The organism is Nocardia brasiliensis (assembly GCF_011801125.1).
GTDB classification, from domain to species: Bacteria; Actinomycetota; Actinomycetes; order Mycobacteriales; family Mycobacteriaceae; genus Nocardia; species Nocardia brasiliensis_C.
Genome location: NZ_CP046171.1, coordinates 1,429,881 through 1,455,765, shown reverse-complemented (window position 1 = coordinate 1,455,765; position 25,885 = coordinate 1,429,881). Strand labels below are relative to the sequence as shown.

Annotated in this window: 27 protein-coding genes; 10 read left to right on the top strand and 17 right to left on the bottom strand. The window is 68.9% G+C overall.

The annotated features are described in order from the left end of the window. Positions 1-186: 186 nt before the first annotated feature. Together F5X71_RS06575 and F5X71_RS06570 are read left to right on the top strand one after the other, a co-directional pair. Positions 187-1,125 (top strand): DUF4189 domain-containing protein, encoded by a 939-nt coding sequence (locus F5X71_RS06575; protein ID WP_167461123.1) that lies wholly within the window; start codon positions 187-189, stop codon positions 1,123-1,125. Positions 1,126-1,350: 225 nt separating this feature from the next. Further along, a complete protein-coding gene (locus F5X71_RS06570) occupies positions 1,351-2,496 on the top strand; it encodes an FG-GAP repeat domain-containing protein (RefSeq protein ID WP_167461122.1) in 1,146 nt (381 codons plus the stop codon). A 6-nt stretch (positions 2,497-2,502) separates the two neighbouring features. On the opposite strand, the gene F5X71_RS06565 is transcribed toward F5X71_RS06570, so the two are convergent. Together F5X71_RS06565 and F5X71_RS06555 are read right to left on the bottom strand one after the other, a co-directional pair. After that, on the bottom strand, positions 2,503-3,306 hold the full coding sequence (locus tag F5X71_RS06565) for a transglutaminase-like domain-containing protein (RefSeq protein WP_167461121.1): 804 nt from the start codon (positions 3,304-3,306) through the stop codon (positions 2,503-2,505). A gap of 221 nt (positions 3,307-3,527) precedes the next feature. Continuing rightward, complete coding sequence (locus F5X71_RS06555; RefSeq protein WP_167461120.1) at positions 3,528-4,436, bottom strand: LysR family transcriptional regulator; 909 nt, start codon at positions 4,434-4,436, stop codon at positions 3,528-3,530. A 70-nt stretch (positions 4,437-4,506) separates the two neighbouring features. On the opposite strand from F5X71_RS06555, the gene F5X71_RS06550 reads away from it, so the two are divergent. Continuing rightward, on the top strand, positions 4,507-5,697 hold the full coding sequence (locus tag F5X71_RS06550) for a TDT family transporter (protein WP_167461119.1): 1,191 nt from the start codon (positions 4,507-4,509) through the stop codon (positions 5,695-5,697). On the opposite strand, the gene F5X71_RS06545 is transcribed toward F5X71_RS06550, so the two are convergent. Next, on the bottom strand, positions 5,654-6,517 hold the full coding sequence (locus F5X71_RS06545) for an RNA polymerase sigma factor (protein WP_167461118.1): 864 nt from the start codon (positions 6,515-6,517) through the stop codon (positions 5,654-5,656). The genes F5X71_RS06550 and F5X71_RS06545 overlap by 44 nt on opposite strands. Positions 6,518-6,602: 85 nt before the next feature. After that, on the bottom strand, positions 6,603-7,478 hold the full coding sequence (locus F5X71_RS06540; protein ID WP_167461117.1) for a haloalkane dehalogenase: 876 nt from the start codon (positions 7,476-7,478) through the stop codon (positions 6,603-6,605). Positions 7,479-8,032: 554 nt separating this feature from the next. Between F5X71_RS06540 and F5X71_RS06535 the strand changes: the two genes are divergently transcribed. Then, positions 8,033-8,764: an HNH endonuclease family protein gene (locus tag F5X71_RS06535; RefSeq protein ID WP_167461116.1), complete on the top strand. Its 732-nt coding sequence runs from the start codon at positions 8,033-8,035 to the stop codon at positions 8,762-8,764. A 14-nt stretch (positions 8,765-8,778) separates the two neighbouring features. Here the strand turns inward: F5X71_RS06535 and F5X71_RS06530 are convergent, their stop codons facing one another. Further along, positions 8,779-8,922, bottom strand: a complete 144-nt coding sequence (locus tag F5X71_RS06530) for a hypothetical protein (RefSeq protein WP_167461115.1) — start codon at positions 8,920-8,922, stop codon at positions 8,779-8,781. Beyond that, complete coding sequence (locus F5X71_RS06525) at positions 8,919-9,365, bottom strand: hypothetical protein (RefSeq protein WP_167461114.1); 447 nt, start codon at positions 9,363-9,365, stop codon at positions 8,919-8,921. Before F5X71_RS06525 ends, F5X71_RS06530 begins: the two co-directional genes overlap by 4 nt. A gap of 130 nt (positions 9,366-9,495) precedes the next feature. Here F5X71_RS06525 and F5X71_RS06520 point away from each other — a divergent pair, with 130 nt between their 5' ends. Next, positions 9,496-10,299, top strand: coding sequence for a helix-turn-helix domain-containing protein (locus tag F5X71_RS06520; protein WP_167461113.1), 804 nt, complete (start codon positions 9,496-9,498; stop codon positions 10,297-10,299). A 9-nt stretch (positions 10,300-10,308) separates the two neighbouring features. Here F5X71_RS06520 and F5X71_RS06515 read toward each other — a convergent pair whose 3' ends face one another. The 8 genes from F5X71_RS06515 to F5X71_RS06480 all read right to left on the bottom strand — a co-directional run bounded on the left by F5X71_RS06515 (position 10,309) and on the right by F5X71_RS06480 (position 19,312). Beyond that, complete coding sequence (locus F5X71_RS06515; RefSeq protein ID WP_238815747.1) at positions 10,309-11,232, bottom strand: LysR family transcriptional regulator; 924 nt, start codon at positions 11,230-11,232, stop codon at positions 10,309-10,311. Positions 11,233-11,317: 85 nt separating this feature from the next. Beyond that, a complete protein-coding gene (locus tag F5X71_RS06510) occupies positions 11,318-12,883 on the bottom strand; it encodes a hypothetical protein (protein ID WP_167461111.1) in 1,566 nt (521 codons plus the stop codon). Then, entirely contained in the window at positions 12,868-13,635 is a 768-nt protein-coding gene (locus F5X71_RS06505) for an ABC transporter ATP-binding protein (RefSeq protein WP_167461110.1), read from the bottom strand. Before F5X71_RS06505 ends, F5X71_RS06510 begins: the two co-directional genes overlap by 16 nt. Before the next feature lie 66 nt (positions 13,636-13,701). After that, positions 13,702-14,907 (bottom strand): FAD-dependent monooxygenase, encoded by a 1,206-nt coding sequence (locus tag F5X71_RS06500; RefSeq protein WP_167461109.1) that lies wholly within the window; start codon positions 14,905-14,907, stop codon positions 13,702-13,704. Between the two features lie 183 nt (positions 14,908-15,090). Further along, on the bottom strand, positions 15,091-15,744 hold the full coding sequence (locus F5X71_RS06495; RefSeq protein WP_167461108.1) for a PadR family transcriptional regulator: 654 nt from the start codon (positions 15,742-15,744) through the stop codon (positions 15,091-15,093). Positions 15,745-15,834: 90 nt separating this feature from the next. After that, positions 15,835-17,865, bottom strand: a complete 2,031-nt coding sequence (locus tag F5X71_RS06490; RefSeq protein ID WP_167461107.1) for an MDR family MFS transporter — start codon at positions 17,863-17,865, stop codon at positions 15,835-15,837. 75 nt (positions 17,866-17,940) lie between these two features. Further along, positions 17,941-18,891 (bottom strand): sigma-70 family RNA polymerase sigma factor, encoded by a 951-nt coding sequence (locus F5X71_RS06485; RefSeq protein ID WP_167461106.1) that lies wholly within the window; start codon positions 18,889-18,891, stop codon positions 17,941-17,943. Between the two features lie 136 nt (positions 18,892-19,027). After that, a complete protein-coding gene (locus F5X71_RS06480) occupies positions 19,028-19,312 on the bottom strand; it encodes a hypothetical protein (RefSeq protein WP_167461105.1) in 285 nt (94 codons plus the stop codon). Positions 19,313-19,412: 100 nt separating this feature from the next. Between F5X71_RS06480 and F5X71_RS06475 the strand changes: the two genes are divergently transcribed. After that, positions 19,413-20,048 carry a TetR/AcrR family transcriptional regulator gene (locus F5X71_RS06475; RefSeq protein WP_167461104.1) on the top strand — a complete coding sequence of 212 codons (636 nt, stop codon included), beginning with the start codon at positions 19,413-19,415 and terminating at the stop codon, positions 20,046-20,048. Here the strand turns inward: F5X71_RS06475 and F5X71_RS06470 are convergent. Further along, positions 20,033-20,677 (bottom strand): TetR/AcrR family transcriptional regulator, encoded by a 645-nt coding sequence (locus F5X71_RS06470; protein ID WP_167461103.1) that lies wholly within the window; start codon positions 20,675-20,677, stop codon positions 20,033-20,035. The genes F5X71_RS06475 and F5X71_RS06470 overlap by 16 nt on opposite strands. Positions 20,678-20,865: 188 nt before the next feature. Here F5X71_RS06470 and F5X71_RS06465 point away from each other — a divergent pair, with 188 nt between their 5' ends. The 4 genes from F5X71_RS06465 to F5X71_RS06450 all read left to right on the top strand — a co-directional run bounded on the left by F5X71_RS06465 (position 20,866) and on the right by F5X71_RS06450 (position 24,370). Next, positions 20,866-22,248: a lipase family protein gene (locus F5X71_RS06465; protein ID WP_167466270.1), complete on the top strand. Its 1,383-nt coding sequence runs from the start codon at positions 20,866-20,868 to the stop codon at positions 22,246-22,248. Positions 22,249-22,394: 146 nt separating this feature from the next. Further along, positions 22,395-23,270 (top strand): oxidoreductase, encoded by an 876-nt coding sequence (locus F5X71_RS06460; protein WP_167461102.1) that lies wholly within the window; start codon positions 22,395-22,397, stop codon positions 23,268-23,270. 99 nt (positions 23,271-23,369) lie between these two features. Beyond that, the gene (locus tag F5X71_RS06455; RefSeq protein WP_167461101.1) at positions 23,370-23,819 is read left to right on the top strand and encodes a transcriptional regulator; all 450 of its coding nucleotides are present in this window, start codon (positions 23,370-23,372) and stop codon (positions 23,817-23,819) included. Positions 23,820-24,070: 251 nt separating this feature from the next. Further along, complete coding sequence (locus tag F5X71_RS06450; protein WP_226887509.1) at positions 24,071-24,370, top strand: DUF3817 domain-containing protein; 300 nt, start codon at positions 24,071-24,073, stop codon at positions 24,368-24,370. 54 nt (positions 24,371-24,424) lie between these two features. On the opposite strand, the gene rdgB is transcribed toward F5X71_RS06450, so the two are convergent. Then, on the bottom strand, positions 24,425-25,033 hold the full coding sequence (rdgB, locus tag F5X71_RS06445) for an RdgB/HAM1 family non-canonical purine NTP pyrophosphatase (RefSeq protein WP_167461100.1): 609 nt from the start codon (positions 25,031-25,033) through the stop codon (positions 24,425-24,427). Continuing rightward, positions 25,033-25,803, bottom strand: a complete 771-nt coding sequence (gene rph / locus F5X71_RS06440) for a ribonuclease PH (protein ID WP_167461099.1) — start codon at positions 25,801-25,803, stop codon at positions 25,033-25,035. Before rph ends, rdgB begins: the two co-directional genes overlap by 1 nt. Positions 25,804-25,885: the final 82 nt, after the last annotated feature.

Genomic DNA, 25,885 nt, shown 5'->3' with positions numbered 1-25,885 from the left:
GGCGGGGGCAGATTCCCGGGCGACGAGCCGATACCCTGGCTCCGCCTTTATCGAGACGACCAGCAGCGGGGGCTCATGTCATACCCACCCGGCCAGTATCCCGGGCAGCCTTACGATCCACACGCTCCGCAGAAACCAGCCGAGGGCGGGCAACAGGCTTCCGATCAGCAACGCTCGGATCCGACGATGCTGAATCCAGCGCATCAGTCGGGTCCGGGACACCAGCAGGTGCCGCCTGCCGACCCCACCGTGCTCAATCCGATGAGCCAGCCGGTGCCGCCGGCGGACCCGACGCTGCTCAATCCCATGAGCCAGGCCGACCCCGCCTACCAGCAGGCGCCACCGCCCGCGGATCCCACGCTGCTCAATCCCATGGGTCGGCAACCGTACGGCCAGCCCTACGGTCCGCAGGGCCAGCAGTATCCGTCGGCTCCGCAGTATCAGCAACCGCCGCAATACCAGCAGCCGCAATACCAGCAGCCGCCGCAGCAGTTCGCGCCGCAGCAGGGCGCGTTCCCGCCCGGCCCGCCCGGCCAACATCCCCCGCAGTACCCGCCGGGCGGCTCCGGGTCGGGCGGTGGCGCCGGCGGAAAGGTGCTCGCCGCAGTCGGTTCCGTGCTGTTCACCGTGCTGGTGATCGCGGGCATCATCGGGCTGAAGGTGTGGAAGAACAACGCCAAACAGGATCGCTACGACGCGAGCGGGACCAGCACCTCCACCAGCCAGTCGGCCTCGGGGTACATCGACTCGTCCACGACGCCGAGCCCCTGGCCGAGCGTCAAAGCGCCCCCACCGACCACGGCGCCGACCACGACACCGCGGGTGACGACCACCTGGATCGCGGCGACCTACAACGAGGAATCCAGCGAGGTGCACTGGGCCAGAAGCACACTCAGCCAGGAGGCGGCCGCCGCCCAGGCACAGCTCACCTGCGGCCCGACCTGCCAGGAACCGGTGTGGTCGAAGGACGGCTGCGTCGCGTTCGCGTTCGGTCAGAACAACGGCTGGGGCTCGGACTGGGGCGCCACCATCAACGAGGCGCAGGACAAGGCCGTCGCCCGCGCGCAGAGCACGTGGAACATCCAGGGCCCGTTCAAGTTCTGGTCCAAATGCACCAAGGACTAGGCGACGCGATTAGTCGGTAGGCGAACGCAGTACGGCGATTGGGCATCGTGCCCGGATTACCCGGGCATGCGTAGTGCATTGTGCGGAAAGCGTTTTGGGCATGTTGCCGCAATGACGACCACCGCACCCGGCAATCCCACGAATTGCTGAAAATGCCACATTCCATATGTGAGACACGCCATAGAGTCCTGGTCCCCCGCATTACTCAGTACACCAGGACATCTCATGCCTACTGCATCCCACCGTCCGCGCGGCGTCGTGATCGCCGCGGCCGCCGCGGCACTCTGCCTAGCTCTGCCCGCTTCCGCCCACGCGGCGGGAGCGATCAATTTCGCACCGAAAGTGGATTCGCCTTCCGGCGGCCAGTTTCCGTCATGGGGACCGGGGCCGTCGCCGATCGGCACGGTCACGGCCGATTTCAACGGCGACGGCAAGGCCGATATCGTCGCGGCCGATTTCCAAGGGGCCGGACCGATCCTGATGACCGGCAAGGGAGACGGCACCTTCAACGCCGGCACCAGGGTGGGCGATGTCGGCATCGGATTCGGCGCGGTGGCGGCGGGCGACCTGAACGGGGACGGCAAACCCGATGTCGTCGCGCAGGCCTGGACCACCATCGCGACCTTCCTGAACAATGGCAACGGCACCTTCGCCGCCGCCAAGAAGTACACGACACTCGAAGGCGCGCAACAGGAAGTGATCGTCGCCGACGCCAACGGCGACGGCAAGGCCGATGTGCTCAGCCTGGTGCCCACCGGCGTGAAGACCTGGATCGGCAAGGGCGACGGCACCCTCGACGGCGGGCCGACCAGCTCGGTGCTCGGCACACCGTCGGCCTTCACCGTCGGAAAGTTCAACTCCGACAACAAACTAGACCTCGCGATCAACAACACGGTGCTGCAGCAGGTGCAGATCTTCACCGGTAACGGCGACGGCAGCTTCGCCCGCCGCGACGCGACCACCTCCGGCTTGATCACCGAGGACATCCGGGCCGGCGACTTCGACGGCGACGGCATCGACGATGTGATCACCGCCGACTCGTTCTCCTTCAGCACGACGCTGCTGCTGTGCAACGGTCAGGGCGGCTTCAAGAAGACCGACCGGGTCGCGCTGTCCGGGCTCGGCCCGACCAGCATCGCGGTCGCCGACTTCGACAAGGACGGCAAGCTCGACGCCGCGATGTCGGCGGTGCTCAACTCCAAGATGGTGATCTTCGCGGGCAAGGGCGGATCCGTCGGCAAGACCGGCGAGTTCGCCGTCACGTCGCAGCCGCAGACGCCTGCGGTCGCCGACTACGACGGCGACGGCAAGCTGGACATCGTGGTCGCGGGCAGCGCGAACGCCGTGTCGTTCCTGAAGAACATCAGCTGAGCCGGTTCACCACAGCGAGGTCGGGGTGCGGTTGTCGTCGAACGGCAGGAAGCCGTCGACGGTCGCGTTGACCCGCAGACTGTTCACCCCGATCTCGCCGCCGTGATTGTCGAGGAAGGCCACGTCGGAGGCGTCGCGCCCGGTGGCGATCCGCACCAGTGTGGATCGCGGCGCCAGGCCGGTTGCGTCGAAGGCGCGCCAGGCTCCGTCGACGTAGGCCTCGGCGACCGCGTGGAAGTCCATGGGTACACAGCCGGGCGCGTAGACCGACACCACCCGGGCGGGCACCTTGACCGCACGCAACAGCGCGACGACCAGGTGCGCGAAATCCCGGCACACGCCCGCACCGGAGAGCAGCGTCTCCACCGCGCCGTCGATCGGGTCGCTGCTGCCCGCGACGTAGCGCACCCGCCTGCCGACCCACGCCGACACCTCGGCGGCGAGTTCGGTACCCGGTGTGCCGGAACCGAATTCGGTGTTGGCGAAGCCGAGCAGCTTGTCCGATTCGGCGAATCGGCTCGGCCGCAGATACAGCGCGAGGTCGTAGTCGGACGGGGCGTCCGGCAGGGCGGTGCCCAGCACGGTCGCGGTGTAATGGGCGCGCAGGGTGCCAGGACCGACCGCGAATTTGTGAATCCGGGTGCCGTGCGGCCCGAGAATCTCCCACGGCGTGATGGCCCAGCCGTCGAGCTCGAACACCAGCGACTCGTTCAACTCCAGATTCGGGTGCCGTGCCGCGGCGATCTGGAATTCCAGGGTCGTCGGCGCGGTGATCGCCACCTCGAGATGAGCCGACACATCGCGCTTCACAACACAATCCTGCCAGCTGCCGTACGTGCCCGGTCGTATTCGCGGCCACGCGGTACCGAGACGGCGTCAGCCGGGCGGTCAATTCATGACGGGGTGGGGATTCGCGTGCCCGAGCGAGCGTGCGTCGACCACACCGCCCGCATCGATCGGCTGATCCGCTTGCTCGACACCGGCGTGCCGCCGACCGCCCAACCCGTCGACTCGGACTGAGCGGGGCGCGTTCAGCCGGTGCGGCAGGCGATCGCGTAGAGCTCGCGCGCGGGCCCGGTGAGCCGCTCGCCGGTGGGCCAGACCGCGCGCAGGGTCCGATCCAGGTCGAGCCCGGTAACCGACGGTGAGACCAGGGTGCCCGCGGCGAGTTCGGCGGCGACGGCCAGGGAACTGAGCACGGCAGGGCCCGCGCCCGATGCGACGGCTGTTTTGATGGCCGTGGTCGACGACAGCTCCAGGGCGAGGCTCGGCGTCCAATCGGGCAACTGCCGAGTTACCGCGTGCTCGAACCAGTTTCGAGTGCCCGAGCCGGATTCCCGTTGGATCAGTGGGGTTTCGGCCAGTTCGTCCAGACCGACCGTGCGCCGCCGGGCCCAGCGGTGCGCGGGCGCGACCACCACGACCAGGCGGTCGGTCGCGACCGCGTGCGACTGCAGACCGCGGAAACGCTGTGGGCTCTCGACGAATCCGATGGCCGCGCGGCGGTCGAGCACCTGCTGGGCGACCTCGACCGAGTTGCCGGACTCGAGCGCGATGGCGGTGCCCGGTGCGCAGGCGCGCAGCTGCATCAGCCAGCCGGGAAACAGATATTCCGCGATGGTCTGACTGGCCGCGACGCGCAGCTGCGAGGCGTGTTCCGCGCGCAAGGTGGCGATCCCGGCGTCGAGCTGCTCGGCCGCGCGCACCACCGCCCTTGCCCATTCCGTGATGAGCGTGCCGGCCGGGGTCGGCCGGGAACCGAGGGTGCTGCGCTCCAGCACCGGCACGCCGACCAGCTTCTCCAGATACCGGATGCGCGAGGACGCGGACGGCTGGCTGATGCCGTGTTCCTGTGCCGCGCGGCCGAGGCTGCCGAGCTCGATCACCGAAAGCAGCAGGTCGAGAGCGGCCAGGTCGGGCACGCGCGGCGACAAGGGCATAGAACGAGTCTATGCATACATAGAAACGCGCCAGCTACCTGACATGACAACCGACGAGCAGGCTGAAGCCATGACCGCCACCCTGACCGACCATCGCGCACCCGAGCGGCACGTGGTCGACGAATTCGACCAGCGCCGGTCCGCCCGCAAGCCCGCCGCACTGCGCAGGCTCGGCCCCAACTGGTTCGCCGCTGTGATGGGGACCGGCATCGTCGCCAACGCCGCGGCCACGCTGCCACTGCGCTGCCCCGGCCTGCGGGGCGCCGCGACGCTCGTGTGGGCACTGTCCGCCGGCCTGCTCGTGCTGCTGAGCGTGGCGTGGCTGGTGCATCGGGCGCGCTTCCCCGAGAACGCGCGCGAGCACCGCGACCACCCGGTGATGGCGCAGTTCTTCGGCGCTCCGCCGATGGCGCTGCTCACCGTCGGCGGCGGCACGCTGCTGCTCAGCAGCGACGTGATCGGGCTGACCGCCGCGCTGGCGATCGACTGGGTGCTGTGGAGCGCGGGCACCGTGCTCGGTCTGCTGAGCGCGGCGGCCATCCCCTATCGAATGTTCACCCGGCACCGGATCGAGCCCGACGCCGCGTTCGGCGGCTGGCTCATGCCGGTGGTCCCGCCTATGGTCTCGGCCGCGATGGGCGCACTACTCGTCCCGCACACCCCCGCCGGACAGCCACGACTGACCCTGATCCTGTTCTGCGTCACCCTGTTCGGGCTGAGCCTGATCGCCGCCCTGATCACCATCACGATGATCTGGTCCCGGCTGGTGCACCACGGTGCGCCCGCGGCGGGCATGGTCGCGACACTGTGGATCGTGCTCGGTCCGCTCGGCCAATCCGTCACCGCCGCAGGACTGCTCGCCAACGCCGCACCCACCGCGCTGCCCGATCTCTACGCCAAGGGATTGCTCGCGTTCTCGGTCATCTTCGGCCTGGCCGTCTGGGGCTTCGCGATGCTCTGGTTGGCCTTGGCGCTGGCCGTGACGATAAGGACCTATCGCGCAGGGGAATTGACCTTCAACCTGACCTGGTGGGGCTTCACCTTCCCGCTCGGCACCTGCGTCACCGGCAGCACCGTGCTCTACAGCCATACCGACGCTGCCCTTTTCGCGCTCGTCGCGGTGCTGCTCTACGCCGTGCTGGTCGCCGCGTGGGCGGTGGTCGCGGCACACACCACCCGCGGCGTACTGGACGGCTCTCTGCTGCCCCCGGCGCCACTCACCGCAACAGCGAATACCGCCCGGACCGCAGCAACCCGCTGATCGCCGCCATCTTCGCCTGCGGCGCAGCGTAATCGGGGTGGGCGCGCAGCACCGAGGCCGCGTCGTGCAGTTGGATCATCTGCTGTTCGGCCTGTTCCGCGGTGCGGCCGCCGGGGGTGACCGGATGGGTGGCGAAGTTCGGGCGGCTCGGATCGATCCGGCCCAGGGCCAGCGCCTTGTCCACCCGGCGCGAGCATCGGCAGAAGGCCTCTGGCGATGCCACGCCGCAGGCGGCCGACAGGAACGAGCCGAGCCGCCGCTTGGCGCGCGCCAAGCGTTTTCGATAGGCCGCCGGAGTGATGTCGAGTATCCAGGCGGCCTCGGTGGAGTTGAGTTCGAAGACGTCACCGAGCACGAAGGCGACCCGCTCGTCCCTGGCCAGGCACTGCAGCATGGCCTGCGAACAATTGAGCCGCATCTCGGTGACCAGCAGCGTGGCCTCCGGACCACGGTAGTCCTGCTCGGCCAGTCCGTCGGCCAGTCCCTCGCGAAAACCGTCCAGGCTCAACTGCGCGGCCTCCTGCGGCGTGCGGCGGCGCAGATTCAGTAGATAGTTCACCCCGATCCGATAGGCCCAGGTGTGCAGCCGGGCCTCGGCCCGCCAGGTTCCGAGATTGTCGAGCACACGCAGCAGGATCTCCTGCGTCGCGTCCTCGGCCTCGGCCGGGCGCCACACCATGCGCAACGCGAGCCGATACAGCCGATCCTGCAGCAGCCGCACCACTTCGGTGATCGCGTCCCGCTCTCCCGCGACGGCCCGAGCGACCAGCTCTTTCTCCGCCGCCGGTGCCAGCTCGCCATCTTGCGCCCGCACACTCATACCGCCATCTTTCGGCGCGCGTGACGGCGGCGCAAGCTCGATCAGCCGAGCGGGTTGTGGGGCCGGGCCCCACAACCCCGCGGGCTCAGCGGATCTCGGCGGCGACGTCCACCAGCGCGTGGCGGCGCAGCCAGGCCGCCACGGCGGCGCCGATCTCGTCCGGCCGATCCTCGGGTGCGTGGTGCCCGGCCGGGGGAATCGACACGGCCTCCGCGTTCGCGAAGGTGCGCACGGCCCAGTCGACCGCATCGGGCGAGCCGAGGCCGACACCGTTGTCCAGGCCCATGATCAGCTTGGGTACCTCGGGAGAGGCTGCCGCCCAACGGCCGTAGTCCTCGATGATCGCGACCACGTCGGCGGGCTCGCCGTCCAGCGGCAGCTCCCGCGGCCAGGCCAGCAGCGGCCTGCGCGATTGCGGGGTCGGGTACGGCGCGCGGTACACCTCGTGATCCTCCGGCGTCAGGCTCGGCGCCTGATTCGGCAGGTTGAACTCGAGGAACATGTTCTCCTCCAGCACCATTCGCTCCCCCTCCGGGCCGCGGTACTGACGGAAGATCTCCGCACCGAGCGGTGGCATCTCCGTCCAGCTCATCGGGCGCAGGAAGGTCTCGATCACGGCGATGCCGCGAACCCGGCCCGGATGCCGCGCGGCCCAGTGCAAACCGAGCGCACCGCCCCAGTCGTGGCCGACGAGCACCACCTGATCCAGACCGAGCGCGTCGAACCAGGCATCCAGGTACCGCACGTGATCGACGAACCGGTAGCCGATCTCCGGCTTGCCCGAATCGCCCATGCCGATGAGATCGGGCGCCAGCGTGCGGGTTCGGTCGCCGACGTGCGGAATCACGTTGCGCCACAGGTACGACGAGGTCGGATTGCCGTGCAGGAACACCACCGGAACCGAGCCGGTGCCCGCGTCGCGGTAGGAGAGGAACGAGTCGAGAACGTCGACGGTGGCCATGATCTGTCCTTTCGGGTCCGGCTTGTTTGCCTTTCACCGGGTTGGACACACGATCGCGCCCGACTGTGACCGGTTCGCACGTGACGCTCGTCACAGCGGCCGCTCTGCACTCAAACCGGCAACACATCCGTATACATCCAGTAGATATAGCAACCAGCCTGAAATGATCCTGAGAATAGTCCCGAATCAGCGGCCATAGCTTGCCAAGATCGAGACACATTATCTACTGTCCTAATACGTAGAACACCCCATGAACATCACGAGCACGCTCACCCGGCGCGGTTCGACACCTCGGGACCTCCCTCATCAGCCCTGCGGTGTCGGTGTGTGCGGAAGCGGGACTGGACATCCTTTCCGCATCGCCGCGCGGCGCGGTCGAAGCCGACTCGTGATCGGCCACCCCCGAGTCGGCGCCGGCACGGCGACTCGGGGGTGGTTTCTTGTCCAGCCGCCTTGCTGTGCGGAAAGTCATATGGGGCAATCACTTACGTCACCTCCACCGCCGGATACGTTGGCGGCCGTTATAGTTCAGGTGGTTGGCGTTAGGAAGCTCGATGAAGTTCACGGCACAGCGGCTCGTTCCGATCGGTCTGGCGATCGTGACAATCATCGGCCTCACCTACTACTACTCGAACCGAGCGGATTCCCCGAAGGCGAACGCGCAGTGCGATACCGGATCCGGTCAGGTCTGCGCCGAGGCGCCGGCGAGCATGCCGAGCCGCGACGCGCTCGCCATGCTCGACACCATCCGGGTGGCCGGACGCGCTCCCAAAACCGGTTACACCCGTGAACAATTCGGTCCCGCCTGGTCGGACAACGTGTCGGTCCCCGGCGGGCACAACGGCTGCGGCACCCGCGACGACATCCTGCAGCGAGATCTCGTCGACGTCACCTTCAAAGACGCCAAGCGCTGCGTGGTGGCCACCGGCACCCTCAACGACGTCTACACCGGCAGGACGATCAAGTTCGTGCGCGGCCCGAAGACCTCCGACGATGTGCAGATCGACCACATCATCGCGCTCTCGGACGCCTGGCAGAAAGGCGCGCAACAGCTTTCCGCCGATCGGCGCCGCGACCTGGCCAACGACCCGCTGAACCTGCAGGCCGTCGACGGACCGACGAACCAGTCCAAGAGCGACTCCGACGCGGCCAGCTGGCTGCCGCCGAGCAAGGGCTACCGCTGCGCCTACCTGACCAGGCAGATCCAGGTCAAGGTGGCCTACCAGCTGTGGGTGACCCAGCCCGAGAAGGACGCGATGACACGGGAACTCGCCACCTGCCCCTGATCAGTTCATGCTGATCACGACCTTGCCGAACGGTTGATCGAGGCCGCCCGCACCCGGATCACCACCTGATCCGGGCCGGGCACCGGAATCTCCTGTGCCGCACGGGTCAACCCGTCGAGACCGCGTTGTGGCGCCAAATGATAGGCGAGTGCGCTCATCGCACGCCCTCGATGAACTGGTGGTCGGTCAGGACCCGGCCGTCGTCGTCCAGTCCGAGCACATCGAAGCCGCCGCCCGCGATCGCACCGTCGGCCTTGGCCACCATCACCCAGCTCAGACCGACCAGCCCGGCGGGCAACGGGATCGCCGGGGCCGGCACCGCGAACTCGTATTCACCGGAGGCGACGAACAGTTCGAAGGCCCGAGTCACCCGGTGCGACAAGGCTTCGTAGCCGCGCACCTCCAGTGCGGGCATCGCGAACTGCAACCGCTGTACCTGCTCGCGCATCTCCACCGGCGGATCGACCAGCACCTGGACCGCGGTGGGGGCGAAGAATTCCCGGATGCGCTTGTCGCGGGCCGCGGCGTCGGATTCGTTCCACAGCGCGGCGAACTGCTCGGCGAAGGTGGCCAGTTCGTCTTCGTTCATCTGCTTGCTCATGACCGAAAGCTTTGCCGCCGCGGCGATACCGCGCGATTCCCGGCAGGGAATAGCCGATTCCTCGCACGGGTGCTTGCCCCATACCCTGCGCGGAATCGCGGGGTACGGCGGCACCGACCAAAATGAGCGCATGACAACGGCGATCGAGACTCCGGGATTCGCCCGGCAGTTGAAGCATTGGCGGACCCTGCGCCGGGTCAGCCAGCTGGACCTGGCGATCCGGGCGGACACCACGCAGCGGCACCTGAGCTTCCTGGAACAGGGTCGCTCGCGACCGGGCCGCACCATGGTGGTGCGGTTGGCCGAATCGCTGGAACTGTCGCTGCGCGAACGCAACGGACTGCTCCTCGCCGCGGGCTATGCGCCTGCGTTTCCCGAATCCGCGCTGGACACACCGGAGTTGGGCCCGGTCAGAGAAGCGCTGAAGACGATCCTTGACGGCCACCGGCCCTATCCCGCGCTGGTGGTGCGACCGCACGGCATCCTGCTCGCCGCCAACGACGCGTTCGCGGTGCTCACCGAGGGCGCGGCGGCCGAACTGCTCGAGCCGCCGGTCAACGTGCTTCGCCTCGCGCTGCATCCCGATGGGCTCGCCCGGCGCGTGGTGAACCTGCCCGAGTGGGGCAAGCATGTGACCGAGGCGTTGAACGCGCGCCTGGCCCGCAGCCCCGACCCGGCGCTCGAGGAGCTCATCCAGGAGCTGGAAGGCTATCTCCCGCACGCCGATCCGGGCCCCGATCATCTCGGGTTCGCGGTGCCGCTGCGGCTGAACAGCCCGGACGGCGAACTACGCCTCATCACCACGCTGACCTCGTTCGCCACCGCCACCGACATCACCCTCGCCGAACTACACCTGGAGGCCTTCCTCCCCGCCGACGCACAGACCGCGGAAATCCTGCGCAAACGCGCGGCCGAGGAATACGGCCCCCGCTAGCAGCGCGAATCACCAGGTGCGAGCGGCGCGGCGGAGGTGGGTGTGGACCAGGTCGACGTGGGGGTGGGTGGCGCCGGGGCGGCGGACGAGGAAGCCGGTGTTGATGGGTGGGTCCGGTGGGTCGAGCAGGGCGACCAGTGTGCCTGATTCCAGTTGGGCGGCACAGAGATAGCGCGGCAGGACGCTGATGCCCGCGCCTGCGGCCACCGCGGCGGCGACCGCGCGCAGGTCCGCGACGACGACCGCCGCCGCGCCGGTCAGCCGGGTGCCGAAGACATGCCGCCAGTACCGCCGCAGGATCGGCAGATCGGCGGCGTAGCTGACCAGCGGTAGGTCCGACAGCGCGGCCGGTCCGTCCACGCGCAGCCGGTCGAGATCAATGCGTGCGGCCAGCGCCGGGGCAGCGACCAGGACGAACTCCTCGTCGAGCAGCGGCTCGGCGAGGACGGTGCGGCCGCGGGGACGGACCGTCGAGACCACCAGGTCGTAGTGCCCGGCGCGCAATCCCGTCAGCAGTTCCTCGGAGAGTCCGGCGGTCACGCTCAGCCGGACCCCGCGCTGGATCAGCGGCGCCAATCCGGGAAGCGCCTGCAACGCAAGCATTTCCGCCGGTCCGGCCAATCGGACCGGCGGCTGTGGGACGGGCTGGGCCGGGTGGGCGGGTCCGGCGACAGCACTGAGCGCGTCCATCGGCTCGGCGATCCGCGCGGCCAGTTCGGCGGCGGCCGCGGTCGGCGCGACGCCGCGCGGCAGCCGCTCGAACAACTGTTGGCCGAGCCGCTTCTCCAACGCCTGCAACTGCGCGGTGACGGTCGGCTGCGACAACCCGACCAGCCGCGCTCCCGCGGTGATCGAACCGGCACGCTGCACCGCGAGGAAGGTGCGAAGCTGATTCAGATCCAGGCTGCCATCGGGATCTCTATCGCTCACCATCCCAGTCTATTGCCCGCCCGATGGGCGGCCCGGTTCCCGCACCACCCGTGCGGCCTCGCCCACCGTAACGTGCGGAAACCGGGATTCAGCGGGGGCGAAGCGTCGTAAGCAGTTCCGGCCCCTGCGTAGTCAGGCGGCGTTCGGCAATGCGCGCGCCGAGCAGGATCGCGCCGACACCCATGGCGATGCCGACCGGGACGGCCATCCATTCCACGAGCTTCAACTCGACGGCCCGACCGACCAGCAGGATGGCCAGGACCGGGAGCAGCGCGACGAGCTGGCCGAAGATCATGGCCAGCTGCACCAGCATCTTCGCGCAGCCGGGATTGCCGGAGCCGGAGAACGGATTACCCGTGCGCGGCGGCAACGGATAGGGAGCCATCACCGAAAGCATCAGCGCCGAACAGACCCCGACGCCTAGCGCGGCGGCGTACAGCGACAGCACCCAGGGATAGACGCCCCAGCGGCCGAGCGCGCCGGGCAGGATCAGTGCCAGCAGCGCCGTCGGCACGCCGACCACGACGAGCAGCGCGAGCAGCCGCCCGCGCACATCGGCCCGCGCCGCCCCTGGCGTGACCAGGGTCTGCCACAGCGCCGTGCCGTCGTAGCCGTAGAGATTGGCGCCAGCGAGCGCGGCGAACGCGGCCGAGGTCACCCCGGCGAACGGCACCCCGCCGGTGCCGTTGCCCTGTACCGCGGGAAACACCGGCATCAGCACGCCGACCACCAGCACGGGCAGCAGCGTGGCCCGGCGCCTGCTGTCGCGCGACCAGGCCCGCAGCTCCTTCACCAGCACCGCACCGACGGGACCGTGCTGGCGGACCCGACCGAGCAGCCCGCCGCCCGCGGACCCGCCCACCGAGTTCATCGGCGCGGCCAGTCTGCGCGCGAGCAGCACCGACCACGCCTGCCACAGCCCGAGCGAGACCAGCGCCAGGCCGAGCAGCGGCAGCACCGCGAGCGCCCAATTCCCTTGGGCCGCGCCCTCGACCGCGACGGCGGCCCAGCCGGACGGAATCCAGCGCAGCGCGTCGGCCACCGCGGGCGGCATATCGCGCAGCGCACCGATATGGGAGAGCAGCCAGCTCATCGGGTAGTAGGCCAGGCCGAGCAGTCCCGCGACCAGCACGCCGATGTCCTTGCCGCGCCGCGACCGCATCGCGGCGCCCACCCAGGCGAGCACCACCCTCGACAGCAGCACGACGAACACCAGGTGCAGGAGCACCCCGAAGACCGCGACCACGGTCGCCGCGACGCCCCACCGGGCCGCGAGCACCACGAGCCCGCCGAAGGCGATGAGGTTGACCACCGGGGCGGGCCCGGCGAACGCGGCGGCGAGCAATGCACTCGCCAGCTGCCGATTACTGAGTGGCAGCAGACGCAGATGCTCGGGCTGCACCGTCTCGTCGCTGCTGCCGAACAGCACCGGCCCGCACAGCCACCCGAGCGTCCAGACGCCGAACAGCGTTGCCGCGATGGTGATCCCACGGTCGAGCTCACCGTCGCGAACCGCGAAGCCGATCAGTGCCGCGGTCATGACCGCGAAGCAGAGCCCGAGCACGACGCCGATGACGAAGGTGACGCCTTGCCAGCCGTTGGTCAGCGACCGCTTGGTGAGCAGCAGCCGCAGCCGGATCAAGACGCCAGCCACGACAGCCCGTCCTCCCCGCCGACCCGGCCGCCGACCAGCCGGACGAAGGTCTCCTCCAGCGTGTTCTCGCCGCGTACCTCCGCCAAGGTGCCCGCGGCGACCACCCGTCCCCCGCTGATCACCGCGACGCGATCGCACATGTTCTCCACCAGCGCCATCACATGGCTCGACAGCACCACCGAACCGCCCGCCGCGACGAAGCGCTGCAGGATGGTGCGAATCGTGCTCGCCGACACCGGATCAACGGCTTCGAACGGCTCGTCGAGCACCAGCAGCTTCGGCCCGTGCAGCAGCGCGGTGGCCAGTCCGATCTTCTTACGCATGCCCGCCGAATAGTCGACGACGAGAGTGCCTTCGGCGGCGGTCAATTCGAACACCGCGAGCAGCTCGTCGGCGCGCTCGGCGACGACGCGCTCCGGCATGCCACGCAAAAGGCCGGTGTAGGTGAGCAATTCGCGTCCGGTGAGCCGTTCCGGCAGCGCGAGCCCGTCCGGCAGCACGCCGGCCAGTGTCTTCGCGCGCACCGGGTCGGCCCAGACGTCGGCACCGAAGATCTCGGCCCGCCCACCGTCGGGCCGCAGCAGCCCGCAGGCCATCGACAAAGTCGTCGTCTTACCCGCCCCGTTGGGGCCGACCAGGCCGTAGAACGAGCCCGGCGGCACCACGAGACTCACGTTGTCGACCACCCATGGACCGCCGAAGCGTTTGTACAGGCCGGTCAGGTGTAAGGCGGGCTGATGGTCAGGTTGCACAGGTCCCCCAGGGTCGTTTCGGTGGTCTCCTAGGGTACGGGCCATCAGCCCGCCCGGTTCGAACCCTCAGGCCACGGCGGTGAGTTCGCGCTGCACCGGCGCGTCCCAGTCGATCCGGTATCGGACGTTCGGTCCCTGGGTCTTCTCTGGGTTCAGCACGGTTCTGACCATGAGCGGCAGCAGCAGACGCATGATCTTGCGGCCCACCGGTCCCGGCGTCTTGCTGTGGTTGACCTTCGCCGCGGTGGCCGCGATCCGCTCGACCCGCGCCCGGCGCAAGCGCTCGTAGGCGACGAACGCGGCGTTCGGCGTCGGCAGGTCGCGCAGGCACCGCGCCAGCTGGACGGCGCTCTCGACGGCCAGCGACGCGCCCTGCCCCGAACTGTTGGACGGTGCGTGCACGGCGTCGCCGACCAGCACCATGCGACCGCGGAACCAGTGCGGCACCGGCGGCATGATGTGCAGCGCGCCGGTGATCTCCAACTGTTCCTCGGTGGTGTTGCGCGCGAGCTCGCCGCCGGGCATGTCGTCGCCGTAGACCTCACGCAGCACCTCGAGCCAGTGCGCGGCCGGAACCGCGCGCGCCTCGGTGAGGGACAGATATTGCTCGCTCGGCAGGTTGGCGCCCCACATCACGCGGCCGTCCGGGGTCTTCCCGTACAGGTAGTACGCCCGTTTGCCGAAGGCGAAGGTCATCGTGCCGGGTTCGATATCGGCGGCGCGGTCGGTGATCGCGCCGAAGCCGAGCATGCCGGTGTACTCCGGGCCCGGCGCGTCCGGGTCGATCAGGCGGCGCACCGTCGAGCGGATGCCGTCCGCACCGATCACCACGTCGGCCGTGGCGGTGCTGCCGTCGGCGAAGTGGGCGGTACAGCCCGGCTCGTCCTCGACGACGTCGACCAGACGCTTGTCGTATTCGAACCCGACGCCCGCCGCGACCGCGTGATCATGCAGGACGCGATGCAGTGCGCTGCGGTCCACCATGTGCAACGCCATGCCGGGCACCCCGGGCACGGTGTAGCGCTTGGCGCCGACCGACAGACGCTGCCCGGTCACCGGGTAAGCGATGGCACGGACGGCATCGCCCGCACCGATGAGGTCAAGCGCGGCAATGCCGTTCGGCGCCAGCGCGAGTCCGCTGCCGATGTTGTAGGAGGGGCCGGGATAGGCCTCGTAGACGCGGGCGTCGATGCCCGCCTTGCGCAGGGCGGTCGCGGCGACCGGCCCGGCGATGCCGCCGCCGATCACCAGCGCGGTTCGTGTTTCGGACATGGGTGTCTCCAGGATCGTATTGCGGATTTCTTGCCACTCCCCGAACCGACCCGGGCACCACACACCCGGTTATCCTGTGGTTGCCAGCCTTGTAGCCGGGTGCGCGCACGCGGGCGCGGTTCGAGACTGTTCCATCGGGCTCGGCGGCGGTGTTGCCGCACCCCGCCGAGCTCGGTCTCTGATTCAGCTCTGCCGGTCCATCTCCTCCTTCACCGCGGCGATCGCCTCGGCGGCGTGGAAGCCACCGGTGTGCAGCTGCCGCCACCAGTCCACCCCATCGAACGTGCCGTCGCGGATCGCGTCGCGGAACGAACGCGTCCAGGCGAGTTCGGCTTCCAGCATCGCGACGCCGTACTCGGTCTCGACGGTGAACAGCCGGGGCAGTGCGCTCTTCGCGAGTTTGTCGAGTTCGCCGTGCACGGCATCGATGGTGCGACCGAGCGCGGCCAGGCGCTGCCCGAGCAGCTCGACCACCTCGTCCGGCGGCAGCACCGACAGCACGGACAGGCCCGCGATGAACCGGCGCTGCTCGGGCTCCGGCTCCGCGACCAATTCCCTTGTCCAGTCGGCGAGTTCGGCACGGCCCTGATCGGTGATGCGATAGATCACGCGTTCGGGTCGCGCGCCGTCGCGCTCACTGCCGACGACCTCGAGAAAGCCGGCCTTCGCCATGCTCTGCACGACCGTGTACAGCGAACCCCACTTGATCGCCATGTCGTGGTCTTTGCCGTGCTCGCGCAGGGTTTGGGCGATTTCGTAGCGGTGCATCGGCCGCTCGATCATCACCGAGAGCACCGCGAGCGCGAGCAGGTTGTTCACCTTGCGCTTGCCGGCCATCACACCTCCTTACTCGTCTACGAATATACGTGCACGAGTATTAGCCCGGCAAGCCGCTACCGCGCCGACATTCGCGGGGTCCGGCCGTGTTCAGGACCGCGCGTGCTCGTGTTCGGCCGCTTCCTGTTCGAGCAGTTTGCCCGCGAGGTTGTCCAAGGCCTGGTCGAACAGCGCGCGATCGGCGGGGTCGTCGTTGCTCCAGTCGTCGAGCCTGGCGTCGAGCCAGCGACGCCAGGCCGCCTTGACCCGATCCAGCTCGGACTGTCCGCTCTCGGTCAGGCGCAGCTCGCGGCCGTCGTCGACGAGATAGCCGCGCTCGGCCACCCTGCGATAGATCGGCGCGAGCACATCGTCGGGCAGCCGGTGCGCTCGCGCGATCGCGTCGAGCGAGGCGGTACCGCCCGCACGAACACGCAGGTAGACCTGCCCGAGCGCCCACGCCTCACCGCGGCTCAGCGCGCTTCCCGCGTCCGCGAGAATGCGCGGCCCGATCGGACGGTCGCCGTCCTTGCGCATGGTTCCCGCGATCGCCCGTTCCAGCTGCACCACGCGATCGGACGAATCCGGGACCGAAAAGCCCTCGCCCACATCGCCCGCGCTCACCCGGGCGCTGTCGCGCAACGGCACCTCTTTCAGGAACCAGGCGACGATGAAACCGACGAGCGCGACCGGAACCACCCAGACGAAGACGTGATCGATGGTGTCGGCGTAGGCGTCGATGATCGGGGCCGCCACCTCGTGCGGAACCGCTTGCAGCGACTGCGGATTCGCGGCCACCTCGGGCGACACCACCTTGGCCTCCAGCAGCGCGGCGCGCAGGTTCGGGCCGATCTCGTTGCTGTACAGGGTGCCGAAAATCGCTGTGCCGAACGTACTTCCGAGGGTGCGGAAGAAGGTCACACCGGAGGTGGCGGTGCCGAGCTGGGCGTAGGGCACGGTGTTCTGCACGACGATGGTGAGCACCTGCATGGTAAGGCCGATGCCGAGACCGAGCACCAGCATGTACAGCGACTCTTCCCAGATGCCGGTGTCGCGACCCATGGTCGACATCAGATACAGCCCGAGCGCCATCACCAGCGTGCCGACGATCGGGAAGTAGCGGTAGTGGCCGGTCTTGCCGACCACCTGGCCGGACAGGATCGAGGTGACCAGCAACCCGGCTACCAGCGGCAGCGACCGCACGCCCGACATGGTGGCCGAAACCCCGTCCACGTATTGCAGATACGCGGGCAGATAGGTGATCGAGCCGAGCATGGCGAAGCCACAGATGAAGCTCAGGATCGAGCAGACGGTGAAGACCCGGCTGCGGAACAAACCCATGGGCAGCATCGGTTCTTTCGCCCGCAGCTCGACGGCCACGAACGCCGCGAACAACACCGCGGCGGCCGTGAACAGGCCGAGGATGGTCGCCGACCCCCACGGATATTCCTGACCGCCCCACTCCAAGCCGAGGATCAGCGTCGAAACCGCCACCGCGACAAGGCCGATGCCCGCGTAATCGATGATCGGCTTGACGGCGGCGCGGACCCGGGGGATGATGCGCGCCGACATCGCGATCATGAGGATCGCGACCGGAACGTTGACGTAGAAGCACCAGCGCCAGCTCGCGTGATCGGTGAACAGCCCGCCGAGGGTGGGGCCGATCACCGTGGTGACGCCGAACACCGCGCCGAGCGCGCCCTGATATTTGCCCCGCTGGCGCAGCGGGATGGTGTCGGCGATCAGCGCCATCGCGGTGACCATCAGCCCGCCGCCGCCGAACCCCTGGATCCCGCGGGCCACGATCAGCATCGTCATCCCGTTGGCCAGGCCCGCGATCATCGAGCCCGCGATGAAGATCAGCGCACTGAGCTGAAAGATCAGCTTGCGCCCGAACAGGTCGCCGAGCTTGCCCGCCAGCGCGGTCGCCACCGCCTCGGCGAGCAGGTAGGCCGTGACCACCCAGGCCATGTGGCCCGCCTCGCCGAGGTCGGCGACGATCGTCGGCAGTGCGGTCGAGACGATCGTCTGATCCAGTGCCGCCAGCAGCATGCCGAGCACAATCGTGGCGAACACGAGGTTGATCTTCGCCCGGCTCATCGGCTCGGGGGCTTTCTCGGCGACAGCGACTGCACCGGTCATTGCCTCAGTATGGTCGGATACGGCCGGACTGTCCGTCCAGCGACACGGCAGCGACAGCCGCGCGGGGAGCAAGCCTCAGCCGAGCAGACCCTCCAGCGCCCGCGCGCGGGTCGCCTGCCGCAGCTTCGCCAGCCCCTTGGCCTCGATCTGCCTGGCCCGTTCCCGGGAGACGCCGTAGACCTTGCCGATCTCGTCGAGCGACTTCGGATCGCCGCCGTGCAGGCCGAAACGCAGGGCGAGCACCTCGGCTTCGCGCGCGGCCAGCCCGGCGAGCACCTTGTCGAGGTGGCCGCGCACCGACGTGGCCAACGCCACCTCGGCCGGGTCCGGCGCGGTGTCGGCGATCAGCTCACCGAACTCGCCCGCGTCGTCACCCATCGGGGTGTGCAGCGAAATCGGTTCGCGCGCATAGTCGAGGACCTCGCGCACCTTGTCCTCGGTCAGGTCCAGTTCGGCCGCCAGCTCCGCCGCGGTGGCGGCGCGCCCGAGCTGCTGGGTCAACGCGCGCTGCGCGCGGGTCACCCGGTTGAGCACCTCGACCACGTGCACCGGAATCCGGATGGTGCGGCCCTGGTCGGCGAGGGCACGCCCGATGCCCTGCTTGATCCACCAGGTCGCGTAGGTCGAGAACTTGAGCCCGCGGTGATGATCGAACTTCTCTACCGCGCGCATCATCCCGAGGGTGCCCTCCTGCACGAGGTCGAGCAGTGACATGCCGGTGGGCAGCGGGTAGCGCTTGGCGATCGAGACGACCAGGCGCAGGTTCGCCTCCACCATGTGATCCTTGGCCCGCTGCCCCTCGGCGACTCGCCTGCGCAACACCCGGCGCTCCGCGGCATCGAGCTCGTGCTCCTCGGCCAACCGCTGCTCGGCGTGCACGCCCGCCTCGATGCGGGTGGCCAGCTCGACCTCCTGCGTCGCGGTCAGCAGCGGAGTGCGGCCGATGAGCCGCAGATAGTCCTTGATCGGGTCCTCGGAGACGGTGCCGCTGAGCGGAGCCGGGCGAGCGGTGCAATACGTGGTCACGGTGGGTCCTTCCGAAGCAACGGGGCCTGGCCGGCGGAACGTTCCGCCTGATGTCGAACACCGGGATCGAGCCGAGACTTCCCCTCGGCGGACTCGATCCCGGCGTTCATGCGGGAAGAAGGGGCAGTGCGCGGACTCAGCCGCGACCGGGGATCCGCAGCGGACGCTGCGGGGCCACCCGGACGGCGCTGCGCTGACGCAACCGCCCACTCTTCCGGTCGAGCCGGGCCGCCCCGGGAAACCCGTTGGCGTGCTGCTTGTTTCGCGTCTTTGCCGCTGCGTCCTGCGGCATGCCGAAGTGCCGGAGGGCGGCGTCGATGGCGGTCTGCGCGGTGGTCTTGTCGGCCATGATGGCTGCTCCCTGCGGGTCGATGGTGGTGCTGGTACGGGCCGGGATCGCTACGACAAGTCCGTGGTTCAAGGCGGTGGTGCTCCTTCGTCTCGGTGACGAAGACAAACTTAGAACAGACCTAAAAATGTGTCAAGCATAAATTTTGGTCGATATCAGATATGGTGTCTGCATGACCACGGAACAGATGTCGCTCAGGGACCGGAAAAAGCTGCAGACCAGGGAAAACATCTCCGATCACGCGACCAGGCTGTTCCTCGAGCACGGCTTCGACAAGGTGACGATCGCCGATGTCGCGGCCGCCGCGCAGGTGGCCAAGATGACGGTCACCAACTACTTCCCCCGCAAGGAGGACCTGGCCCTCGACCTGCGTGAGGTGTTCATCGACGAACTGGCCCGCGTCGTCCGCGAGCGCGAGCCCGGCCAGTCCGCGCTGGCGGCCCTGCGCGCCGCCTACCTCACCGCGGCCACCGAACAGGACCCGGTGGCCGGCTTCTCCGGCCCCGAGTTCGCGGGGATGATCGCCGACAGCCCGGCACTGCTCGCCCGGCTCCGCGAGTTCCACGACGACCGCCAGCAGGCCCTCGCCGCGACCCTGGCCGCCGAAACCGGAGCGGCCGCAACGGATATCACGCCACGCGTAGCGGCAGCCCAGCTGGCCGGGGTGCACCGGGTGCTGTTCGAGGAGACCATGCGGCGCACCCTCGCCGGTCAGTCGAACGACGAGATCGCCGCGGCGATCATCGAATACATCGGCGTCGCGTTCGACGCGCTGGCGCCGGCACTGGCCGACTACGCGGTGCGCTGACCCGGCACATCCAGCAGCGACAACGCCATCGACACCAGCACATCCACGAGTTCGCCCACCGCGGGGCGCGGTTCGGCGAGCACCCACTCGTGCGCGAGTCCGTTGATCGCGCCGATGAGCGCGCTCGCGCCCCAGGCTGAGCCGCCGCGAATCCGGGCGCCGGGGGCCACCCTCGGCACGACGGCGGCCTCGATCATCGCCGCCCACGCGTGCCGCCGTTCGCGGCGGTGCCGCTCCATCCGGTCGCTGACGCCGACCACTTCGATGAAAGCGACCTTGGCGCGGAACGGATCCGAACCGATCGACCCCAGATAGGCCGAGACCACCGCGGTCATCGCGGCGGTCAGATCGGCGCGCGGATCGAGGTCGGCCAGCACGGGCAGCAGCGCCGCCGCGGCCTCGTCCTGAATTCGGTCGTAGGCGCCGACCAGCACGTCCTCCCTGGTCTGGAATTCCTCGTAGAACTGCCGCTTGGACAGGCCCGCCGCGGTGCAGACATCGGCAAGCGAGCAGTTCGCGTAGCCGCGCTCGGCGAAGATCCGCGTCGCCGCGTCGAGGAAGCGCAGGCGTCGTTCCGCCTTGCGTTCCGCGACGGCGCGCCCGCCGTACTGCCTGCCCACCGTGGTCACCCTGCCACCGTATCCGAGCGCGCTCCCGACCATCGGTGCCCGATGCGACGCAAGTCTCTGCCACACCCCTGTTGTGATCCGGGTCATGACTGTGCATACTCAGACCCCAAGTCTGAAACCAGCCGGGCTCACATATTGCCTCGGCTCAACAAAGAGGTTGGCCAGTGGTTACACCGCGCAAGCGCACGATGACGTTGCTCGCGACCCTCGCCGTGCTGGCGACCGGTCTGCCCACCGCTCTCGCCGGGCAGGTCGTCGCGACACCGGAGACTCCCCCGGTCGCCCCGGCCCTGCCGTTCCCGATTCCGCCGATGCCGCCCGGCTTCGATCCCGGCTTCTACCGTCCGGCGCCGGAGAAGTACGCCGACCTCGCCCCCGGCCAGCTCATCGCGGCTCGACAGGTGCACGTGGCGAACCTGTCGCTGATCCCGGTCAACGTGGACGCCTGGCAGCTGTCGTACCGCTCGACCAACACCCGCGGCGAGCCCATCGCCGCGGTGGCCACCGTGCTCAAACCGCGCGGCTACGTCGCCGATCGGCCGCTGTTCTCGTACCAGATCGCCGAGGACTCCACCGGCAACTACTGCATGCCGTCCTATCAGTTGCAGATGGGCTCGATCCCGGCGACCATCACCGGATCGGTCCTGGTCGCCGCCCAATTCCTGGAGGTGCAGGCGGCACTGGCACAGGGCTGGGCGGTGGTCGTGCCGGACCACCAGGGGCCCGATTCCGCCTATGCCGCAGGGCCGCTGGCGGGCCGCATCACCCTCGACGGCATCCGCGCCGCGGAGAACTTCGAGCCGATGCAGCTGTCGGGCACCGCGACCAGGGTCGGCCTGATGGGCTATTCCGGCGGCGCCATCGCGACCGGTCACGCCGCCGAGTTGCGGCAGAGCTACGCGCCGGAACTCGATATCGTCGGCGTCGCGGAGGGCGGCATTCCAGCCGATCTGTCCGCCGCGCTGCGCATGGCGAACGGCAACCTGTCCGCGGGGCTGATCTTCGCCGGCGCGATGGGCGTCTCGCGCGAATATCCGGAACTGCGCGCCTTCCTGGACCAGAACATGAACGGCCTGGGCAAGCTGATGATGGCCGCCAAGGAACAGCTGTGCGCGAGCTACCAGTCGATCTTCTTCCCGTTCGCGAATCTCGTCGGCATGCTCGACAAGAATCCGTTCACCGATCCCGCGGTCCTGGCGGTGCTGGACAAGACCAAGATGGGCAAGGCCGTTCCGGACATGCCGATGTTCATGTTCCAGGCCAACCCGGACTGGCTGATTCCCGTCGGCCCGGTCAACGAGCTCGTCGCCTATTACGCCCAGGATCCGAACGCGCGGGTCGAATACGTCCGCGACCATTTCAGCGAGCACCTGACCCTCGACCCGATCGGCGCACCGCGCGCCCTGCTGTGGCTGCGCGATCGGTTCGCGGGCAAGCCGGTGGCGACCGGCGTGCACACCACCGACGTCGGCTCGATGGCGCTCGACCCGGCCACCTGGCAGGTGTGGGGCGAAACGGTCGGCACGACCCTGGCGGCCGTCTTCCAGCAACCGATCGGCAGCGGGCGCTGAGGACCGTTAGCCGTAGTTGAAACGCCTGTTAGCGGCGACTGAAACCGGACGGGAAAGTGACCGGCGTCACTTTCTGTCTGAGACACTCGATGTACGATCCGGGCGATCCTCTTCCCTCGGAACTTACTCGAGAGTAAGGTTAGCTCATGGCGTGGAAACCTACTGAAATCCCGGATCAGACCGGGCGCACCTTCGTGATCACCGGGGCGAACGGCGGGTTGGGCGCCGTGACCACCGAAGTCCTCGCGGCTAAGGGTGCCACCGTCATCATGGCCTGCCGCAACGCGACCAAGGCCAAGGAAGTCGCCGACGGCATCACCGGCGACGTGCGCGTCGCCGAACTCGACCTGTCCGACCTTTCCTCGGTGCGCGCGTTCGCCGAGCAGCAGGGCGAGTTCGACGTGCTGATCAACAATGCCGGCCTGATGAACGTCCCGTTCTCGCGCACCAAGGACGGCTTCGAAACCCAGTGGGGCGTCAACCATCTCGGGCACTTCGCGCTGACCGGTCTGCTGCTGGACCGGATCGGCGATCGGGTGGTCACGCTGGCGAGCATCGCGCACAAGCAGACCCCGAAGCTGTGGGTCGACGACCTCAACTACGAGAACCGTCGCTACCAGCGCAACCTCGCCTACGCGCAGGCCAAGCTGTCGAACCTGATGTTCGCGCGGGAGTTGCAACGCCGCCTCGCCGAATCCGGTTCGAGCAAGCGCTCGTACGCGGTGCACCCCGGAGTTTCCGCCACCGAGCTGTTCGCCAGGACCGAGACGCCGATCGACCGGATCATCAAGCCGTTCGTCGCGCTGATCGGCCACCCGCCGAAGAAGGCCGCGCACTCGACGCTGTTCGCGGCCACCATGCCCGACGCCGATCCCGAGGTCTACTGGGGTCCGCGCCGGTTCTTCCAGACGCAGGGCCCGGTGGAATCCTCGCCGTCCACCCGGCTGTCCAAGAACCAGGAACTGTGGCAGCGGCTCTGGACCGAGTCCGAGCGACTGACCGGGGTCACCTACAAGTTCTGACCTCGACCGGCTCGCCCGCCGCCGGTGGGCGAGCCGACGGGGCGGCACCGGGCCGAGCCTGCCTACGTACCCTGTAGTAGACGGGGTACCGTAGTAGCCGTGTCCGCTTCACCCCGCCGCTCGGCACACAATCGCCCAGCCCTCATCGTGCTGGTGATCGTCGCCGCACTGGGCTGCCTCGCGCTGGCCTGGTGGCAGTGGCAGCGGTTCGAATCGAGCAGCGGCACCGGCCAGAATCTCGGCTACGCCCTGCAGTGGCCGCTGTTCGCGGCGTTCGCGGTCTTCGCCTACTTCCGCTTCGTTCGGTTGGAACAGGAAGCCGAGCAGCACGACGAGTCCGGCGACACCCCCAGGCCCACCCCGAAACCCGTTGCGCCGCGCGAGATTCCGGCCGGAATCCTGCCGGAACGGCCGCAGCCGATGCGCGACGAGGACCCGGTACTCGCCGAATACAACCGGTACCTGGCCGAATTGCACGCTCGAGACATCGATGATCAGGTCCGCGAGGCGGGCCTCGGCGCCCGCGATACCGAGAGGAAAGCCGGTTGACCACCAGCGAGAACTTCACCGAGGGCGGGTCGGGCTCGATCGAGGAAGCCCACCAGTCGCAGACGCAGAACAGCGTCGACGCGACCGCGGCGGAGTCGGTCACCAACGCGGCCGCCGACCGCACCGTGACCTCGGCCGACCGCGCGGTCGCCGCGACGACCGACGGCACGCTTGCCGCCGCGCTGCGCGGCGGCAAGACCGCGGAACACCGTGACGCCGCGCCCGCCACGGGTTCGGAGAGGACCGAGAAGATCAGAGCCGCGCTGCTGCGCTATCGCACGCTGGCCTGGGTCACCGGCCTCTGGCTGCTGCTGCTCACCGGCGAGATGATCGCCAAGTACGGCTTCGACGTGCACACCCCGAGCTGGATCGCCGTCGTGCACGGCTGGGTGTACTTCGTCTACCTGCTGGTCACCGCCGACCTCGCGGTCAAGGTGCGCTGGCCGGTGCTGCGCACCGTCGGCACCCTGCTCGCGGGCACCATCCCGCTGCTGTCCTTCTTCGTCGAGCACGTCAACGCGAAGAAGGTCAAGCAGGACTTCGGGGTCTAGGTTCTTTCTCGAAGTCCGGCCACCGGACGGGACTTCGAGACAGAACCCAGGGGCTCAGCCCGCGAGTTCGGTGAGCGCGGGCAGCAGCTGGGTCAGCGCCCGGCCGCGGTGCGACACCGCGTCCTTCTCCGCGGGCGTCAACTGCGCCGCGGAGGTCTCGCCGCCGTCGGGCAGGAACAGCGGGTCGTAGCCGAAACCGCCCTCCCCCATCGGCTTGCGGCCGATCGTGCCCGGCCATTCGCCGCGGACGACGATCTCCGCGCCGCCGGGGACGACCAGTGCGCAGGTGGAGACGAACCGGGCGCCGCGGCGCTCGTCCGGCACGTCACCGAGCTGGGCCAGCAGCAGCGCGTTGTTGGCCGCGTCGTCGCCGTGCCTGCCCGCCCAGCGCGCCGAGAGCACGCCGGGCATGCCGTTGAGCGCGTCCACTTCGATGCCGGAATCGTCTGCGACACAAGCCAATCCGGTGGCGGCGGCACCGTCACGCGCCTTGGCGAGCGCGTTCTCCTCGAAGGTCGCGCCGGTCTCGGGCGCCTCGTCGTAGGCGGGCACGTCGTCGAGGCCGACGATCTCGATGCTCGCGATCCCCGCCTCGGCGAGGATGCGGCGCAGTTCGTTCAGCTTCTTGGCATTACGGCTGGCCACCAGCACGCGACGGGGCATTACTTCTTCTTCGACTCGGACGGCTCCGGCAGCACGCCGGGATACGGCAGGGCCAGCGCCTCCTTCTGGACGGCGAACAGCTGCTCGCAACCGGCGAGCGCGGAGTCGAGCAGCTTGTCCAGGGTGGAGCGCGGGAAGGTGGCGCCCTCGCCGGTGCCCTGGATCTCGACCAGGGTGCCGGTATCGGTGGCGACCACGTTCATGTCGACCTCGGCGCGCGAATCCTCCTCGTAGGGCAGGTCGAGTCGCACCCGGCCGTCCACCACGCCGACGCTCACCGCCGCGATCGCGCAGGAGATCGGCTGCGGGTCGGCCAGTCCGCCCGCGGCGCCCAGGTAGGTGACCGCGTCCGACAGCGCGACGTAGGCGCCGGTGATCGCGGCCGTCCTGGTGCCGCCGTCGGCCTGCAGCACGTCGCAGTCGATCGCGATGGTGTTCTCACCGATCGCGGCCAAGTCGATGCAGGCACGCAGCGAACGGCCGACCAACCGGCTGATCTCCTGGGTGCGACCGCCGACACGGCCCTTCACCGACTCGCGGCCGCTGCGGGTGTGCGTCGCCGCGGGCAGCATCGCGTATTCGGCGGTGAGCCAACCGAGTCCGGAGTCACGCCGCCACGGCGGCACCCCCTCGGTGACGCTGGCGGTGCACATCACCCGCGTCTGCCCGAATTCCACCAGCACCGAGCCGGCGGGATGGGTGGTGAACCCCCGGGTGATCCGTACCTCGCGGAGTTCGTCGTCCGCCCTGCCATCGGCTCGTCTAGACACGCGGACAGCCTAAGGGGAAGGTTGTCGGCGGAGCCGACGGGGTGGGTAAGCACAGGGGAAGGTTGTCGGCGGAGCCGACGGG

Excerpts from the sequence above, each read along its gene's own strand:
- F5X71_RS06575 (WP_167461123.1), top strand. The coding sequence starts at position 187 with ATGCTGAATCCAGCGCATCAGTCGGGTCCGGGACACCAGCAGGTGCCG.
- F5X71_RS06570 (WP_167461122.1), top strand. The coding sequence starts at position 1,351 with ATGCCTACTGCATCCCACCGTCCGCGCGGCGTCGTGATCGCCGCGGCC.
- F5X71_RS06555 (WP_167461120.1), bottom strand. The coding sequence starts at position 4,436 with ATGCCCTTGTCGCCGCGCGTGCCCGACCTGGCCGCTCTCGACCTGCTG.
- F5X71_RS06550 (WP_167461119.1), top strand. The coding sequence starts at position 4,507 with ATGACCGCCACCCTGACCGACCATCGCGCACCCGAGCGGCACGTGGTC.
- F5X71_RS06545 (WP_167461118.1), bottom strand. The coding sequence starts at position 6,517 with ATGAGTGTGCGGGCGCAAGATGGCGAGCTGGCACCGGCGGCGGAGAAA.
- F5X71_RS06540 (WP_167461117.1), bottom strand. The coding sequence starts at position 7,478 with ATGGCCACCGTCGACGTTCTCGACTCGTTCCTCTCCTACCGCGACGCG.
- F5X71_RS06535 (WP_167461116.1), top strand. The coding sequence starts at position 8,033 with ATGAAGTTCACGGCACAGCGGCTCGTTCCGATCGGTCTGGCGATCGTG.
- F5X71_RS06530 (WP_167461115.1), bottom strand. The coding sequence starts at position 8,922 with ATGAGCGCACTCGCCTATCATTTGGCGCCACAACGCGGTCTCGACGGG.
- F5X71_RS06525 (WP_167461114.1), bottom strand. The coding sequence starts at position 9,365 with ATGAGCAAGCAGATGAACGAAGACGAACTGGCCACCTTCGCCGAGCAG.
- F5X71_RS06520 (WP_167461113.1), top strand. The coding sequence starts at position 9,496 with ATGACAACGGCGATCGAGACTCCGGGATTCGCCCGGCAGTTGAAGCAT.
- F5X71_RS06515 (WP_238815747.1), bottom strand. The coding sequence starts at position 11,232 with ATGGTGAGCGATAGAGATCCCGATGGCAGCCTGGATCTGAATCAGCTT.
- F5X71_RS06500 (WP_167461109.1), bottom strand. The coding sequence starts at position 14,907 with ATGTCCGAAACACGAACCGCGCTGGTGATCGGCGGCGGCATCGCCGGG.
- F5X71_RS06495 (WP_167461108.1), bottom strand. The coding sequence starts at position 15,744 with ATGGCCGGCAAGCGCAAGGTGAACAACCTGCTCGCGCTCGCGGTGCTC.
- F5X71_RS06490 (WP_167461107.1), bottom strand. The coding sequence starts at position 17,865 with ATGACCGGTGCAGTCGCTGTCGCCGAGAAAGCCCCCGAGCCGATGAGC.
- F5X71_RS06475 (WP_167461104.1), top strand. The coding sequence starts at position 19,413 with ATGACCACGGAACAGATGTCGCTCAGGGACCGGAAAAAGCTGCAGACC.
- F5X71_RS06465 (WP_167466270.1), top strand. The coding sequence starts at position 20,866 with ATGACGTTGCTCGCGACCCTCGCCGTGCTGGCGACCGGTCTGCCCACC.
- F5X71_RS06460 (WP_167461102.1), top strand. The coding sequence starts at position 22,395 with ATGGCGTGGAAACCTACTGAAATCCCGGATCAGACCGGGCGCACCTTC.
- rdgB (WP_167461100.1), bottom strand. The coding sequence starts at position 25,033 with ATGCCCCGTCGCGTGCTGGTGGCCAGCCGTAATGCCAAGAAGCTGAAC.